The sequence below is a fragment of the Bacteroidales bacterium genome (assembly GCA_041671145.1).
Taxonomy (GTDB): domain Bacteria; phylum Bacteroidota; class Bacteroidia; order Bacteroidales; family JAHJDW01; genus JAQUPB01.
The window spans coordinates 17512-33203 of the sequence record JBAZBZ010000027.1; the positions used below are offsets into that span (position 1 = coordinate 17512).

Annotated in this window: 14 protein-coding genes; 7 read left to right on the forward strand and 7 right to left on the reverse strand. The window is 30.7% G+C overall.

Annotation, left to right across the window (positions count from 1 at the left end):
* Positions 1-3: 3 nt before the first annotated feature.
* Positions 4-1584: a (E)-4-hydroxy-3-methylbut-2-enyl-diphosphate synthase gene (ispG, locus tag WC223_09320; protein MFA6924438.1), complete on the forward strand. Its 1581-nt coding sequence runs from the start codon at positions 4-6 to the stop codon at positions 1582-1584.
* Positions 1585-1634: 50 nt separating this feature from the next.
* On the opposite strand, the gene WC223_09325 is transcribed toward ispG, so the two are convergent.
* On the reverse strand, positions 1635-2276 hold the full coding sequence (locus tag WC223_09325; protein ID MFA6924439.1) for an MBL fold metallo-hydrolase: 642 nt from the start codon (positions 2274-2276) through the stop codon (positions 1635-1637).
* Positions 2277-2678: 402 nt separating this feature from the next.
* Here WC223_09325 and WC223_09330 point away from each other — a divergent pair, with 402 nt between their 5' ends.
* A complete protein-coding gene (locus WC223_09330; GenBank protein MFA6924440.1) occupies positions 2679-4034 on the forward strand; it encodes a hypothetical protein in 1356 nt (451 codons plus the stop codon).
* Between the two features lie 5 nt (positions 4035-4039).
* On the opposite strand, the gene rlmB is transcribed toward WC223_09330, so the two are convergent.
* From rlmB to WC223_09355, 5 genes are all read right to left on the reverse strand, one after another.
* Entirely contained in the window at positions 4040-4780 is a 741-nt protein-coding gene (rlmB, locus tag WC223_09335; GenBank protein MFA6924441.1) for a 23S rRNA (guanosine(2251)-2'-O)-methyltransferase RlmB, read from the reverse strand.
* A 257-nt stretch (positions 4781-5037) separates the two neighbouring features.
* Positions 5038-6300 carry a GWxTD domain-containing protein gene (locus tag WC223_09340; GenBank protein ID MFA6924442.1) on the reverse strand — a complete coding sequence of 421 codons (1263 nt, stop codon included), beginning with the start codon at positions 6298-6300 and terminating at the stop codon, positions 5038-5040.
* The gene (gene rmuC, locus WC223_09345; protein ID MFA6924443.1) at positions 6300-7643 is read right to left on the reverse strand and encodes a DNA recombination protein RmuC; all 1344 of its coding nucleotides are present in this window, start codon (positions 7641-7643) and stop codon (positions 6300-6302) included. The genes WC223_09340 and rmuC overlap by 1 nt, the downstream gene beginning before the upstream one ends.
* A gap of 73 nt (positions 7644-7716) precedes the next feature.
* A complete protein-coding gene (locus WC223_09350; GenBank protein ID MFA6924444.1) occupies positions 7717-8481 on the reverse strand; it encodes an AglZ/HisF2 family acetamidino modification protein in 765 nt (254 codons plus the stop codon).
* Positions 8482-8629: 148 nt separating this feature from the next.
* Positions 8630-9898: a tetratricopeptide repeat protein gene (locus tag WC223_09355; protein ID MFA6924445.1), complete on the reverse strand. Its 1269-nt coding sequence runs from the start codon at positions 9896-9898 to the stop codon at positions 8630-8632.
* A 104-nt stretch (positions 9899-10002) separates the two neighbouring features.
* On the opposite strand from WC223_09355, the gene uvrB reads away from it, so the two are divergent.
* The 3 genes from uvrB to WC223_09370 all read left to right on the forward strand — a co-directional run bounded on the left by uvrB (position 10003) and on the right by WC223_09370 (position 13401).
* Entirely contained in the window at positions 10003-12018 is a 2016-nt protein-coding gene (gene uvrB, locus WC223_09360; GenBank protein ID MFA6924446.1) for an excinuclease ABC subunit UvrB, read from the forward strand.
* 108 nt (positions 12019-12126) lie between these two features.
* Positions 12127-12726 carry a hypothetical protein gene (locus WC223_09365; GenBank protein ID MFA6924447.1) on the forward strand — a complete coding sequence of 200 codons (600 nt, stop codon included), beginning with the start codon at positions 12127-12129 and terminating at the stop codon, positions 12724-12726.
* A 264-nt stretch (positions 12727-12990) separates the two neighbouring features.
* On the forward strand, positions 12991-13401 hold the full coding sequence (locus WC223_09370) for a response regulator (protein MFA6924448.1): 411 nt from the start codon (positions 12991-12993) through the stop codon (positions 13399-13401).
* A gap of 116 nt (positions 13402-13517) precedes the next feature.
* Here the strand turns inward: WC223_09370 and WC223_09375 are convergent, their stop codons facing one another.
* Complete coding sequence (locus WC223_09375; GenBank protein ID MFA6924449.1) at positions 13518-14792, reverse strand: DUF2851 family protein; 1275 nt, start codon at positions 14790-14792, stop codon at positions 13518-13520.
* A gap of 234 nt (positions 14793-15026) precedes the next feature.
* On the opposite strand from WC223_09375, the gene WC223_09380 reads away from it, so the two are divergent.
* Both WC223_09380 and WC223_09385 read left to right on the forward strand, forming a co-directional pair.
* Positions 15027-15311, forward strand: a complete 285-nt coding sequence (locus WC223_09380; GenBank protein ID MFA6924450.1) for a hypothetical protein — start codon at positions 15027-15029, stop codon at positions 15309-15311.
* Positions 15312-15330: 19 nt separating this feature from the next.
* Positions 15331-15642: a cell division protein ZapA gene (locus WC223_09385; protein MFA6924451.1), complete on the forward strand. Its 312-nt coding sequence runs from the start codon at positions 15331-15333 to the stop codon at positions 15640-15642.
* The last annotated feature ends 50 nt before the right edge of the window (positions 15643-15692 follow it).

Below are 15692 nucleotides of genomic sequence, written 5' to 3' on the forward strand. Positions count from 1 at the left end.
ATAATGCAAAATAATCAATTTTCATATTTGCGGTTTAAAACTAGAGTTATTGATATTGGCAATATTCCGCTTGGCGGCGGTTATCCCATACGCATTCAATCAATGACAAATACTAATACTCTTGATACCAAAACCACGGTAAAGCAGATAATTCGTTTGGTTAAAGAAGGATGCGAATATGTGAGAATTACAACTCCTACATTAAAAAAAGCTGAAAATATCAATGAAATAAAAAAAGAACTAAAAAAAAGAGGAATTAAAATTCCTTTAATTGCAGATGTGCATTTTAATCCATCTATAGCCGAATACGTTGCTCCGCTTGTTGATAAAGTAAGAATTAATCCCGGAAATTATTCTGATAAAAAAAACTTTAAAAAATTACATTTTTCTGATTCGGATTATTTAAACGAACTTGAAAGAATAAGAAAAAGATTTTCTCCTTTAATTAAAATCTGCAAAGAATACGGAACAGCCATGCGAATCGGAACAAATCACGGTTCCTTGTCCGACAGAATTATTGGCAGATATGGCGATACCGTTGAAGGAATGGTTGAATCTGCAATGGAATTTATAAGAATATGTGAAGATTTTAATTTTTTCAATATTGTTGTTTCCATGAAAGCGAGCAATGCTCTTGTAATGGTTCAGGCAAACAAATTAATGGTTAAAAGAATGACTCAGGAAAAAATGAATTATCCTGTTCATCTTGGCGTTACTGAAGCAGGAGATGGTGAAAACGGAATTATAAAGTCATCGGTTGGCATAGGAACATTGCTTGAAGACGGAATTGGCGATACAATAAGGGTTTCGCTTACCGGCAATCCCGAAAAAGAAATTCCTGTTGCTAAAATTATTGCACAGCGATATAATTCAAGATTTGAAAAAGAAAAAAAGTTTTATACAAAATTTTTCAGTTCGGAAAATAAATTTACATCAACAAAGGGAAATATTGATTTTCCTGTTATTTCAAATAATAAAAACAAAATAATAAAAACAAAATCCGTTTTGATTATTGAAGCATCTGCGGAAAACAAAGTTAATGAAATTAAAAAAGAAATTTTAAAAGCAAAAAAACAAAAAAATAATTTACCGGTAATTGCCAAACTCAATTATTCATGCAATTCAAAAATGGAACTTCAAGTATTTTCTTCAATTGATTTCGGTTATTTATTACTAAACAACTTTATTGACGGACTTTGGCTTGATACAAAAAATAAATTCAGTTCCGCATTTATTGACAACATTTTATTTTCAATATTGCAATCAACCGGAAAAAAAATTACAAGAACAGAATATATTTCATGTCCAACTTGCGGAAGAACAACATACAATGTTTTGGAAATAACAAAAAAAATCCGTGCTAAAACAAAACATTTAAAAGGATTGAAGATAGCAGTAATGGGCTGTATTGTAAACGGCTTGGGCGAAATGGCTGATGCCGATTACGGATACATTGGCACTACAAACGGAAAAGTAAATCTTTACAAGCAAAAAATATTATTTAAAAAAAATATTGAACCTAAAATTGCTGTTGATTGTCTTATTAAATTAATAAAAGAAAACGGAGATTGGGTGGAAAATTAAATTTTCAAAAGAAAAAAGTTTCTCGCAAAAACTCTAAGACACAGAGAAAATCAATCTTTCAAAAACGGATTATTCATTTTTTCGAAGCCGATAGTAGTTTCGGGACCGTGACCCGGGTAAACGATAAAATTGTCGGGTAAAGTAAAGAGTTTTGTTTTTATAGAATTTTTAAGAACTTCGATGCTACCGGTAAGTATATCTGTTCTACCTATACTTCCGTTAAAAAGAACATCGCCTACAATTACAAATTTTTCATCGCGGCTCAACAAACAAACGCTTCCATCGGCATGTCCCGGTGTATATAAAACTTCGAGTTCAATATTTCCCGATTTTATTTTTTCTTTTTCATCAATAAATTTTACTTTTTTCGGTGGGTCGTCAACAACCATTCCGAAACGATAGCCCGATTCTACAGCTATTTCAAGAAAAAGTTGTCCGTTTTTATGCGACTCGGGAATTAAATTGTATTTGTCGGCAAGAAATCTGTTTCCCATAATATGGTCGATGTGAGTGTGTGTATTAATGATTCTGAGCGGCGTTAATTCGTCTTTTTCAATAAAGTCAATTAGTTCCTGTTTTTCCTTTTTTGAATGACAAGCCGGGTCAATAATAATACAATCGCCGTTTTCATCTGACAAAATATATGTATTCACACTGAAACTATTAAAAACAAGTATGTCTATTGCTATCATCTTTTTAAATATTAAGATTAATTAAAATTATTATATAAATTTTCCGAATAAAATTCAATTTTAAAATTATCAATATAAAATTTTTCTTTTTGTGGATTCCAAACATAAATGCTAATTTCATCATTATTTGAAATTGCATCAGGTAAAACCCAGTTTAAAAATACTTTATTCCAATTGTCTTTAAAAGTAAAATAGTTGAAACTGCTTCCGCGCCATTCATATATTTTGTCATCCGATGAAACCTGACAAACAAGAGTAGCACCCTTTAAATCGAATTCAGAATATATATCAACGCTTATTTTATATGATTTAATTATTGAATTTTTGTTTAATTCTATTACTTTTTCTGTTAATGCAAAGCTAAATTATTTATTTTTTTTAACATTGCAAAACAAATCGGATATGAAGAAATTTTTATACATATTTATTTTAATAAATTTTCTACTCACCATCTTTTATATTGATACATGGGAAAATGGAAATACAACAGCAAGAGCATTACCTGTAATTACATATTTTGAAAATCATACTTTTCAACTTGACAAATATCACACACAAACTTGTGATATAAGTTATGTAAACAATCATTATTATCCTGAAAAAGCACCATTGCCAACATTTATTGTCATGCCTTTTTTCTGGCTTTTTAAAACTCTTGGAATTATAAAGATGCATGATGGAAGTTTTTATGGAAAGGAGGTTTTTGTTTTAGGAAGCGTAATATGCAGTGTATTGCCTTTTCTTTTTATAATATTAATAACATTCAAACATTTAAATAAAAAGAAATTGAGCTTTTCACCTGTTTTGTTATGTATGCTGCCTTTATACGGTTCTTTTATATTTGTTTTTTCTGCTTCTTATTTCGCACATATTTTTGCCGGTTTCCTTTTGCTTCTATCTTACATTTTATTAAAAAAAGAAAAATATTTATTAAGTGGCGTTTTATTGGGATTAAGTTTTTTATCAGAATTCACAGTTGGTATAGCTTTGCCTATTTGGGCATTTCAAATATATTTTAACAAGAAAAATTTTAAAAAGTCATTTGATTTTATAACCGGATTTTTGCCTTCATTAATCTTTATATTTATTTATAATTTTTATTTTACAGGCAATCCATTTGACATGATTTATAAGTATTACATTAATGCTAATCCAGATGCAGCACCTTATTCATTAGATATTATAAGTTTAAGTAAAATATGGAAAATTACTTTCGGTGTTTACCGTGGAGTATTTTTTTATGCTCCTTTTTTGATTTTAATTTTATTAAGTGTTTTTAAAATAAAGTATTTTAAGCAGTTTTTTAAAAGTTATTTACCTTTATTTTGCTTGATTTATTTTACTTATATTGCATTAAGCGCTACTTGGTATGGTGGTTGGACTTACGGACCAAGATACCTGACATGTATAGTGATTTTGATTTTTTACGAAGGAATTTCGCTTGTTTCTAAAATAAATTTTTCTAAAATTTTATTCTGGTGTTTGAGTATTTTTGGCTTGATTTGTGCTTTAATGGCTAAGTTTACCGTTTTATATTCTTTGCCTTCCGAAATTAACAATCCTATAACTCAGGTATTAATACCAAATATTCTTAAACAAAATTTTAATGAAAATAATCTGCTCACAATGCTTTTAGGCACAAAACCTATAATTGCAAATGCAATCTGGATTTTGTTATTTGTTTTGTCTTTAATTTTTCTGACAGTTTTATTTAAGAAATTAGTAAAGGAAGAAAAATTAACTGAAAGAAATTGTTAGAAATTTTATTTCATTCCTCTTTGCTTCACCACTTCAAACAAAACAATTCCGGCTGCCACAGAAACATTTAATGATTCTATTTCGCCTTTTAATGGAATTCTAACAATCTCATCCGATTTATCCAAAATGCTTTTTGAGATGCCGTCTTCTTCGGAACCGATTATTATCAATGAAGGCAAAGTATAATCAATATCATAAAATAATTTTTCGGTTTTTTCGGTGCAGGAAACAATCTGCAACCCGCTATTTTTAAGAAAAGTTATTGTTTCCTCTGTTTTGATTGTTCTGCAAACAGGAATTTTATTCAATGCTCCGGCAGAAGTTTTAATTGCAACTTCATTTATTTGTGCCGAACCTTTAACGGGAATTATTATTGCGTGAACTCCTGCACATTCGGCTGTTCGCGAAATCGCCCCGAAATTTCTAACATCGGTAATTCTGTCGAGCATCATAATTAAAGGAACTTCTCCGTTTTCAAATAACAAAGGAATTATATCTTCAATTTTCTGATATTCTATTGATGAAATAAAACAAACAACTCCCTGATGATTTTTAGTTGTAATTTGATTTAGCTTTTCTGCTGGAACAAACTGAAACGGAATTTCAAATTCTTTTAATAAATCCCTGAGTTCAAAAAATAATTGTCCTTTTAATCCATCCTGAAATATGACCTTGTCAATTTCTTTTCCCGATTTTATTGCCTCAATAATCGGTCGAATTCCGTATATAATATTTTCTTTTTTCAATTTTTTTATATTGCTTTTATTATTAATTAGTGACCGTATTTTAAACTCTCTACCTTGCGTCGCATCATACATTTTAACATTTAAGGATTTTTTACTTGCGACGCTAAAATGTTACTATTTCTTTACCCCGTGCTAAAGCACGGGGCTATTAACATTTAAACCCTATCGGGTTTATTCTAAATAAATTAACTTTATCAACAAGACAAATTATTAATTATTTTTAAAATCCTAAATTCTAATTCCTAATTCCTAAATCTCTACCTCCTCCACATATCCACAGCATTATACCATACATTTTTATAAACCGGCGAACGGCTTAAAGAATAATCATTATCAGAAAAATTATTTGTCATTTTATTAAAGCTGAACGTTACCGAATTCATATTATTAACTTCACCGTAAATCCATACTTCCTGGCTTTCCGATTTATAAACAATATTAGGTTCGCCGAAAACAATATATATCATGCCCCTGTCGGTTTTCCATCCTTCGGTATATGAAGTAAAAAATTCATTTGCATACTGAACTTTCTGATAAAAGTTTTTTATCATCATCTTTGCTCTTTCCGGATTACTCGCATTTTCAAGCCAGAAATTGTCAACCGATATTTTTTTATTCGGGATTTCCGACATTTTATCATATTCCTGTTTTGTTGTAATATATCTTAATGGATTCAGTAAATTTTCAGAATGTGCAATGTGCGGAAAATCACTATAAAATACCATTACACTTAATCCATCATTATTTAATGTATCAGTTAATATGTGATATATTCCGGATTTAGCGAATTTTAAATATTTATCATTTATTTTCAAATCCAATATAAAAATACTATCGGGCTTAACTAAATAATATTTTTCGGAACCAGACGAGAATGGCGGCGAAGCTAAAGGAAAATCATTTTTATAATATTTCACGAAAAATTTTGATTTTCCGGAATTATTAAATTTTATTTTGAATTTTGTATTGCTTCCCATATAATATCTGAAAAGAGGAATATCGTTTGTATCTGTTAAAAGGAAGTTCTGCCTCACAAACTTATTTTTTTTCTGAACATTCAGAAATGTTTTCAATAATTTGTTTTTATTCAAATCTTTTATCACTACTTCGAGAAGATAATTACTTCCTGTTTTTGCTTTAAAATCAACCTGTCCGAAAAATACAACTGCCGAGTCTGATTCGGATTTACGTATCTCAATTACACTGCCCGTATCAGATACCACACCTGAGTTGTATGATGAATATATTTTATATGTTATGGAAAACTTTGCGTTAAACTCTTCTTTATCGGTTTGCCTCGCAAAAAGCAATTCCGATGAATTAACTTTATAAAACAATCTTGATATGCTATCGGAAATGTGATAAATCTGATATTCGGGATGAATAGCCGCCTCTGCTTTATTATACAGATATGACATATTTTGCCTGCCCACGGAATTTGTACTTACTTTGCATCCTTCAATAAAAACGAGCAATGAAAGTATTAATACAAAATATTTTATTTCTGAATTTTTTAACATTATTCTTCTGATACAATTATATCTTTATCTTCATTATTTAAAAATTTATTAGGAATTGTTTTTGTTGCTTTAGCTCCAAGTTTACGAATATTTTCAATTCTGCCAATAATATTTCCCTTTTCTGTTGAAATTGCTTTTACAGCATCGTTATATGCTTCACTTGATTTCGATATGTAATTTCCGATATTTTCAATATCTTTTAAAAGTAATACGAATTTATCGTATAAACCACCGCTTTGTCGTGCAATTTCCATTGCATTTTTTGTTTGATTTTCCTGTTTCCATATTGATGCAATGGTTCGTAATGTTGCAAGCAAAGTTGTTGGACTTACAATTACAATTTTCTTATCCCATGCAAAATTAAATAATTCGTTTTCGGCTTGTATTGTAATGCTGAATGATGATTCAATAGGCAAAAACATTAGAACGAAATCGGGAGAATTTATCCCTTCCAAATTTTGATAATTTTTTTCACTCAATCCTTTAATATGATTTTTGAGTGAATCAATATGTTGTTTTAAGAACTTTTCCTTTTCTTCGGGAATTTCGGAATTAATGTAATTCTCATAAGCAATAAGCGAAACCTTAGAATCAACAATTACATTTTTATTTTCGGGCAAATAAATTATTGCATCGGGAATAAATATTTCGCCATCTGTTGTTTTAAGATTAACTTGCGTGTCATATTCTTCACCTTTTCGCAAACCCGAGCGTTCAAGAACTTTTTCCAAAACAATTTCGCCCCAGTTGCCTTGTTTTTTCGTATCGCCTTTAAGTGCTTTTGTGAGGTTGTTTGCTTCCTGACTTATTTTAGTATTTAACTCATAAAGTTTTTTTACTTCTTCGCGCAAGCTTATTTTATCGCGCACTTCCTTATCATAAGTTTCTTCAACTTTCTTTTCAAACTTTTCAATTTTTTCTTTTAACGGATTTAAAATATCACCAATATTTTTTTGATTTTTCTCGGTAAATTCTTTTGAATTTTCTTTTAATATTTTATTTGCCAAATTTTCAAACTCGGTTATTAATTTATTTTGTAATTGTTCGAGTTCTTCTTTTTGAGTTTTTATTTTTTCTTCCTGATTTTTGAAAACTTCTTCTGCCCTTGCTAATCGGTCATTTAAGCGTTTCGATTCTTCTCTTTCAGTAATTATTTCTTTTTCTGTTTTTTCCTTTTCCGATTTCAAAAAATTTATTTCAACTTCCAAATTACTTTTTTCTTTATCAATGCCTGTAATTTTTTCCTGATTTTGTTTTTCGAGATTTTGTATTTTTGATTTGTTCATAAAATACGCAATCGCAAAACCATCAACCAACCCAATTAATAAAAATAAAAATTCCATAATATTTCTTTTTCTCTGCGACTTTGCGTCTTAGCGGTAATTTTTTACCACAAAGACGCAAAGTTTTTTATATTTAATTTTTAAAAATCTCTACCAATTCCTCATTTTTCGGAAAACTAATAAGCACGGCTCTACGCGGACCGTGATAAACAAAAAAACTTCCCGCAGCCACTGCCGAAGCATTTCCTTCGTCAACGGCTTTTCTGAAATCCTCGATTTTTCCTGCACCACCGAGTGCAATCACGGGAATGGAAACTGCGTCTGAAACTTTTTTTATCAATTCAATGTCATAGCCATTCATTGTTCCGTCATTATCAATTGAATTGATAATAATTTCTCCTGCTCCGAACATTTCCATATTCTTTGCATGAGTAACCGCATCTGTTCGCGTATTTTTTGTTCCGCTGTAAATATATACATTTTGCTTGCCGAAAATATTTTTTTTCACGTCAATAGAAACTACAATTGTTGAACTTCCGAATGTTTCCGATGCTTTTCGGATAAATTCAGGATTTTCGAATGCATGAGAATTAATGCAAATTTTTTCCGCTCCAGCATTTAATGTTTCTTTTATGTTTTCAATTGTTCTTATTCCTCCACCAACCGAGAAAGGCATATTACATTCATCACCTATATCTTTTATTAATTTCAAGGAAACATTTCTTTTTTCACCGGAAGCAGTAATATCAAGAAAAACAAGCTCATCAGCTTTTTTATCATTAAAAATTTTCACTGCATTTATCGGGTCGCCGATATACCTGTATTCTTTGAATTTCACGGATTTTACCAATCCGAGATTTTTCAGCAGTAAACAGGGTATGACTCGCGGACGAAACATGAAATTAGTTTAAAGTTTATGGTTTAAAGTTCAAAGTTACATAATTTTTAGCTCAAATCTTTTTGTTAATGACTAATGTGATTAACAATTCAGCAATTTAACAATTCAACAATAAAATAACAACAAACTACAAACCACAAATATCTTTTTAGTGTTTATTTGATTTTATGCTTTCATCGGGGAGTACAAAATCCTTACAATTTTTATCTGCAATTCTTTTTGCTTCCTGATTGCCCATGCTCGCAGCCATTTTCAAATCATCGCAAGGTCCTGCCGGATCTTTCATCATTTCTTTGCATGTTGCCCTGTAATAATATGCATCTGCAGTTGGTTTAATTTCAATAACCTTGTCCAAATCGGCTTTGGCAAGTGGATATTTTTTTTGATTGAAATAAATTGTAGCTCTGCCTTCTAATGCCTGCGTGCTTTGCGGATTTATATTTAATAAAATTTTATTGTAATCCATAAGTGAAGCATTTCCTTTATTTAATTTAAAATTGCATTTTGCTCTGTATATGTATCCCTTTTCTTCCGCAGGTTTTAGCATAATCAATTTATTGAAATCTTTAATTGCTGCTGCATAATTTTTCTGAGTCATATAACATAAAGCTCTGCAAACAATAAACGTATCATCTTTCGATTTGAAGCCATCAATAATTTTTGTGTAATCGGCAATTGCTTCATTTAATTTATTCATTCCCCTATATGAAGTTGCTCTAAGCGAGTAAACTTCTATTACATCAAATTTTAATTCTATTGTTTTTGTGAAATCCGCAACTGCTTCTGCTTTTTTATTTACTTTATAAAACAATTTTCCTCTGTTGTAATATGCTTTTACATTATCTTTTTCTTTTTCAAGAACGGTTGTATAATCATTTATTGCAAGTGCATCCTTGCCTTGAGCTTCGTAAAGCAACGCTCTGTTGAAAAATATTTCCGGCTTATCACTTTTCATTTCAATTGCCTTGTTCAAGTCGGCAAGTGCAAGGTCGAACTTTCCGAGTTTATAATAAATCAAACCTCTTCCGCTGTATCCGTCAACGAATTTTGAGTTTTTCGCAATGCATTCATTATAATCGACAAGAGCAAAATTGTCGTTTCCAATCGCCTCATAAGCCATTCCTCTTCTGTAATACGCAGGCATATATGCTTTATTTATTTTAATGCAATCGGTATAATCATTAATTGCATTGGTTTTATTGCCCATTGCAAAATATGTATTTCCTCTTTCAAAATAAGCATCAAAAAAATACGGGGCTTTTTTCAGACAAGCTGTGAATTGCTTTATTGCCTGTTGGTAATCTTTAGCACTTAAACATCTCACTCCTGCATCAAACATAGAATTTGCAGTAGGCTGAGATTTTAAACCATTCAATAAAAATATTGAAATTAATATTAAAAATAATCTTTTTATCATCTTATTTTTCTGTCACAAATTGTAAAACTCAAATTTATATATTATTTTATTGGTTTATTCAAATCCTCACATTTTTTTCGATAATTTTGCATAAAATATTAATTGTGAAGTTCAAACTCATTTCCGATTTCAAGCCCACCGGCGACCAGCCCGAAGCAATAAAGCAATTGGTTGAAGGCATCAACGGAAATGTCAGGGCGCAGGCATTGATGGGTGTTACGGGTTCGGGAAAAACATTCACAATGGCAAATGTAATTGCCCAAACCCAGCGACCAACAATTGTTTTAAGTCATAACAAAACTCTTGCTGCCCAGTTGTATGGTGAATTCAAACAATTTTTTCCTCAAAATGCCGTAGAATATTTTGTTTCGTATTATGACTATTATCAACCCGAAGCTTATATTCCTTCCACAAATACTTACATCGAAAAAGATTTATCAATAAATGATGAAATTGAAAAATTCCGTTTGAGTGCTTCGTCTTCGTTACTATCGGGAAGACGTGATGTTATTGTTGTTTCGTCGGTATCATGTATTTATGGAATCGGTAATCCCGAAGATTTTAAAAATAACGTTGTGCGAGCAAAAAAAGGTCAGTTAATCAGCAGGAATAAATTTTTATTTTCACTTGTCAATGCTTTATATTCGAGAACTGAAGCCGATTTCCACAGAGGAAATTTCAGGGTGAAAGGCGATACTGTTGATGTATTTCTTGCTTATGCTGACTTTGCATACAGAATAATTTTTCTTGGTGATGAAATAGAAACCATGGAATCGTTTGAACCAGCCACCGGGCATAAACTCGAAGATTTGGACAGCATTGCAATTTATCCGGCAAATATTTTTGTTACATCGCAGGAGCAGCTTCATGACGTTTTAAATGAAATACAAGACGATATGGTTAAGCAGGTTGAATATTTCAACGAAACAGGAAAAATTGAAGAAGCAAAAAGATTAAATGACAGGGTAACTTATGATATTGAAATGATGCGTGAATTGGGATATTGCTCGGGAATTGAAAATTATTCGAGATATTTCGACAAGCGTCCTGCGGGCTCGCGTCCTTTTTGTTTGCTCGATTATTTTCCCGATGATTTTATTTTATTTGTTGATGAAAGCCATGTTACGGTTCCGCAGGTTCGCGCAATGTATGGAGGCGACAGAGCAAGAAAACAAAATCTTGTTGAATATGGCTTTCGCTTACCGGCTGCGATGGACAACAGACCACTGAAATTTGAAGAATTTGAATCGGAAATAAATCAGGTTATTTTTGTAAGCGCAACGCCTGCCGAATATGAACTGCAGCTAAGTGAAGGAGTAATAGTTGAACAGTTAATTCGTCCTACCGGTTTGCTTGAGCCGATAATTGAAGTAAAGCCGAGTTTAAACCAGATTGACGATTTGCTCGAAGAAATAAATCAGAGAACAAAAGTTAAAGAAAGAGTTTTGGTAACAACTCTTACAAAACGCATGGCAGAAGAACTTACAAAATATTTACATGGATTCAACATCAAATGTCGTTATATTCATTCTGATGTTGACACAGTTGAAAGAATTGAAATACTGCGTGATTTACGACTCGGTTTGTTTGATGTTCTCATTGGCGTTAATCTTTTGCGTGAAGGACTTGACTTGCCTGAAGTTTCACTTGTTGCGATTCTCGATGCCGACAAAGAAGGATTTTTACGTTCGGAGCGTTCACTTACGCAAACCGCAGGAAGAGCAGCAAGAAATATTAACAGCAAAGTAATAATGTATGCCGATAAAATCACCGAATCAATGCGACGTACAATTGACGAGACAAACAGAAGAAGAGAAAAACAACTTAAATATAATTCGGAAAATAATATAACACCGACACAAATTACAAAAACAAGAGAAGAAATTCTCGGACAAACATTTATTGCAAATACAAACGCTGCTTTTAAAAATGTTTATATTGAAAATGAAAAAAACAATATCGCTGCCGACCCCGTTGTTCAATACATGACAAAAGAGCAACTGAAAAAAGCCATTGCAAAAACAAAAAGAGAAATGGAAAAAGCAGCTAAAGAATTTGACTTTTTAGAAGCTGCAAGATTGAGAGATGAAATGTTTGAGCTTCAGAAAAGGTTGGGATAGAGGGAATATAATATAAACTGTATCAGATTATTTTTCCCCTTTTCTGCTTTTTTAATATTAATTTTTTGTAATTTGCGTGTAAAATAATTTTTTATAAAAGTGAAATTCATGTTGAAAGGACCAATAAATACTAAAGAATTAAAGCAATTACGACTTCAAGCTGTCCTCGCAGAATATCAGGCGATACGTTCTGAGATGCTCCAGAAGTTCCAACACCATTTACAAATATATTCAATAATAGTAACAGCTATTACAATAATACTTGGTTGGGTAATTACAAAAAATGTTTATGATGCATTACTTGTAATCCCTATTTTTTCTATAGCATTAAGTTTAAGATATATTTGGGAGCAAAATGTAATAGTTATAATGGGTGGCTATCTTAAAGTATTGGAAGAAAAAATTTTTCCAAACTTGCTTTCCGGAGACGGTACTGACGACACACCTGAAAGCCGGTGGATTAATTGGGAACATTATTTCCAAGAAAACTTTCCGAAGTTTCCATTGTATAAACCGGCAATACAAATCTTGATAATTATAGTGCCGATAGTACCTGCGATAATATTTAGCATACTTAATTTATTACCTATTGTGTTAAATATGCCTGAAATAGTTAAAAGCCATTTGCATCCATTAATACATTTGGTTGCCTTAATAACATATATTATAATGGGAATTTATGTATCCATAAAGCTATGGAAATCATAATGGCTTACACACTGGCAAAGGCATAAATTGTGCAGATTGCAACTTCATACTTATTCCAAAATTTTATTTTCTAAAATAGAGTAAGTAATGTGAATCAAGGGTTGAATTTTTAATAACCTGAATATATTTTTTACGAATTCTAAAAACTTTCCGGCAAATTCTCAAAAAACTGCAGCAAATTCTAAAAGGCACTTGTTATGTATATTTTCTTACTCTATGTTTGTTGTTGAAATTATACAAAATAAAAATAACACAGGTTTAAATATGAAAAATAAAATCAATGCAATTACAACAAACGGACACAATGTTTTTAATAAAGAATTAAAAATAGTTGCCAAAAACTTAGAAACCACTAAAATTAATGTTCATCCGAATAGTGGGCAAGAACTCATTGAATTACTAAATTTGCATAACCCCGATGTAATATTAATGGATATTAAAGTGCCCGTAACAGATGGCATTAAAGCAACAAAAGGTACACTTCAAAAAAACCCCGAACTCAAGGTTGTTGCTCTGTCCTTATACAATAAAATTGGAAATGCACAAAACAAGCTCGAAGTTATATCTAAAGGTTTTTTACTTAAAAATACAAAAAAAGAAGAGCTCGATATTATAATAAATTCGATTTCGAAAAACGAAAAATATTATTCCAAAGAAATTTTAAATTATTTGTAGAACCAAAGCTTACAAACAGAAAAATTTAAGTTTGTGGTGAATTCAAGGGTCTAACATAACGACATCAGTTGTGCGAAGTTTGTAACTTCCCACTTAAAAAAACATACTAAAATCTCCTAATTTTTCTTCAAAATACAAACCCCTACTGCACATTCAAGACATTTTTTATTGTTGCAATATTGTTTTTTAAGTTCAAGAAGCGCCTGCGTATAATATGCGGTTTTGACAGGAATACCAAGTTCTTTCCATTTTGCTATTACCGAATTATTTTCTCCTTCAATTATTTCATACAAGCTTAAAATTTTCTGTTTTAATTTTTCATCATCTTTTTGTTTTGAGTATGCAAAGACCAAAGGAATTACGGTATTGAGCAAAATCAAATTGACAGAAGAATCACTTATTTTTTTTGTTTTTCGCGGAGATGACTTGTCGAAATAATAATGAGTGAGCCAGTATGAAGAAGGAGAAACAGAAAATATTTTTTTCAACTCTTTCATATTTGGCATTTCAATAATTTTCGAAAATAATTTTGATGAATTATATATAAGTTCGGCAAACTGCGCTATTCGTATTGTTGGAAAATTAGAAGGACGAACACGAAAAAATTTCCATAAATGCTCCTGAAGAGGAACAAGCGAAAATTTTGCTTTCAGAAAATCATATTCTCTTTTTAATTTTTGAGGATACTCATCATTGAATTTTTTTTCAAGCATTCCGGCTTGACCGAAAAGAAGTGCTTCAACCTGAAACAAATTATTTTTATGTTTTGCAATATATTTTTGCGGAAGTGATTTTGCAAGCATTTCAAATGCCTGCGAATTTGTATTGAAACCAAAATTGGCGGCAAGATATTGGTAAAATGTTTCTTCCCAGTTATTTTTATTTAATTTCAGAGAATTATAAATTGAAGTTGTCTTTCTTTCGAGCCGTTCAACTAATAAGCGTTCAACCCAATTATTTAAAGTAAACTTGTTAACAGAGGAAATGGAATTTTGGCATGGAATCCATAAAATACTGTTTTTAAGAGCGATATATCTGTCATAAATTATTTCATCGAAATAATTTTTCAGTTCCAGAGTTGGAATAAGTTCACCATTTTTCCTGAAATTATTTTGGTCGTTATTGTATACAACGTGTAAAATCAGGTTGTTGTATGCATTATCTTTATTATGATTATGTTTATTCCATGAAGAAGAATCAAGATGTATTTCAACATTTCCTGCCCATGTTGTTTTACCTATTTTTATTTGTGCATTAAAAAAGTCGGGACCTGAATCAGAGTTATATTCACCAACTCTCTGAATTACAATTTTTTCTCCGTTTGAAGAAATCAGGTTGTCTTGATTAAACAATCTGTATTTCCAGATGTAATGTAAAAATTCTTCGGTCACGGTTTATAAGTTTTTAAGTTTATTATCAAATGATTATGATATACTGCAAGTGATTAAAAATATAGCTTTTTTTTAAAAAAATTATTATAAATCAATCATCAGCAAAATATATAAGAAATAAAACAACAATTTAACAATGTAGCCGTTTAAAGTATAATAAAAATATATTAAGAAAGAAAATTGCATAATTTTTTTTAATAAGCTATATTTGCAAATTATTTTTTATAATTGATTATGAGCAATATAGCAAACGAAATAGAAAATCTTAGCTGCAAGATAAAAAAATTGTTATATTTGCAAAAATCAACCAACGAGTTAAGTCAAAAATTAATAAACGAAAAAGTAGAATTATTAAAAATAATAGAAAATTTACAAACTCAATTAAAAAATTTACAGGAAGAGAATAAAATAATAAAAGTAACTAAAACATTTTCTGGGTCGGAAAATGTTGAAGTCAAGAAAAAGATAAATGAAATAGTGCGGGAAATTGACAAATGTGTAATTCTTTTAAACAATTAAATTGACCTAATAAACCCAAATGGGAGAACTAACAATAACATTAACAATAGCAGACAGGCCATATAAGTTGAAAATTGAAGAAAGTGAAGAAGAAATTGTAAGGCAATCGGCAAAGCTTATAAATAAGAAAATAAGCGAATATTCACAAGCTTATTTTTACAAGGACAAGCAGGATTTGCTGGCAATGGTAGCATTGGATTTTTCATCAAACAAGCTTGAAATTGAGAAAAGCAAACAGGAAAGCGAAAGTAAAGTTTTACAAATAATAAATGAGATTGATAGTTCAGTAACAGATTGTTTAAAAGAAGCGTCGAGTTCTTTGGCAGTTTAATATTGCAAATCCCGCATTAATTCATACAATTTACCTGAGTTTACAGGTAG

Bases quoted from the DNA above. Each gene is read 5' to 3' on its own strand.
- WC223_09330 (MFA6924440.1), top strand. From the start codon at position 2,679: ATGAAGAAATTTTTATACATATTTATTTTAATAAATTTTCTACTCACC.
- WC223_09380 (MFA6924450.1), top strand. From the start codon at position 15,027: ATGAGCAATATAGCAAACGAAATAGAAAATCTTAGCTGCAAGATAAAA.
- rmuC (MFA6924443.1), bottom strand. From the start codon at position 7,643: ATGGAATTTTTATTTTTATTAATTGGGTTGGTTGATGGTTTTGCGATT.
- WC223_09370 (MFA6924448.1), top strand. From the start codon at position 12,991: ATGAAAAATAAAATCAATGCAATTACAACAAACGGACACAATGTTTTT.
- WC223_09325 (MFA6924439.1), bottom strand. From the start codon at position 2,276: ATGATAGCAATAGACATACTTGTTTTTAATAGTTTCAGTGTGAATACA.
- WC223_09365 (MFA6924447.1), top strand. From the start codon at position 12,127: ATGTTGAAAGGACCAATAAATACTAAAGAATTAAAGCAATTACGACTT.
- WC223_09355 (MFA6924445.1), bottom strand. From the start codon at position 9,898: ATGATAAAAAGATTATTTTTAATATTAATTTCAATATTTTTATTGAAT.
- ispG (MFA6924438.1), top strand. From the start codon at position 4: ATGCAAAATAATCAATTTTCATATTTGCGGTTTAAAACTAGAGTTATT.
- WC223_09385 (MFA6924451.1), top strand. From the start codon at position 15,331: ATGGGAGAACTAACAATAACATTAACAATAGCAGACAGGCCATATAAG.
- WC223_09350 (MFA6924444.1), bottom strand. From the start codon at position 8,481: ATGTTTCGTCCGCGAGTCATACCCTGTTTACTGCTGAAAAATCTCGGA.
- WC223_09340 (MFA6924442.1), bottom strand. From the start codon at position 6,300: ATGTTAAAAAATTCAGAAATAAAATATTTTGTATTAATACTTTCATTG.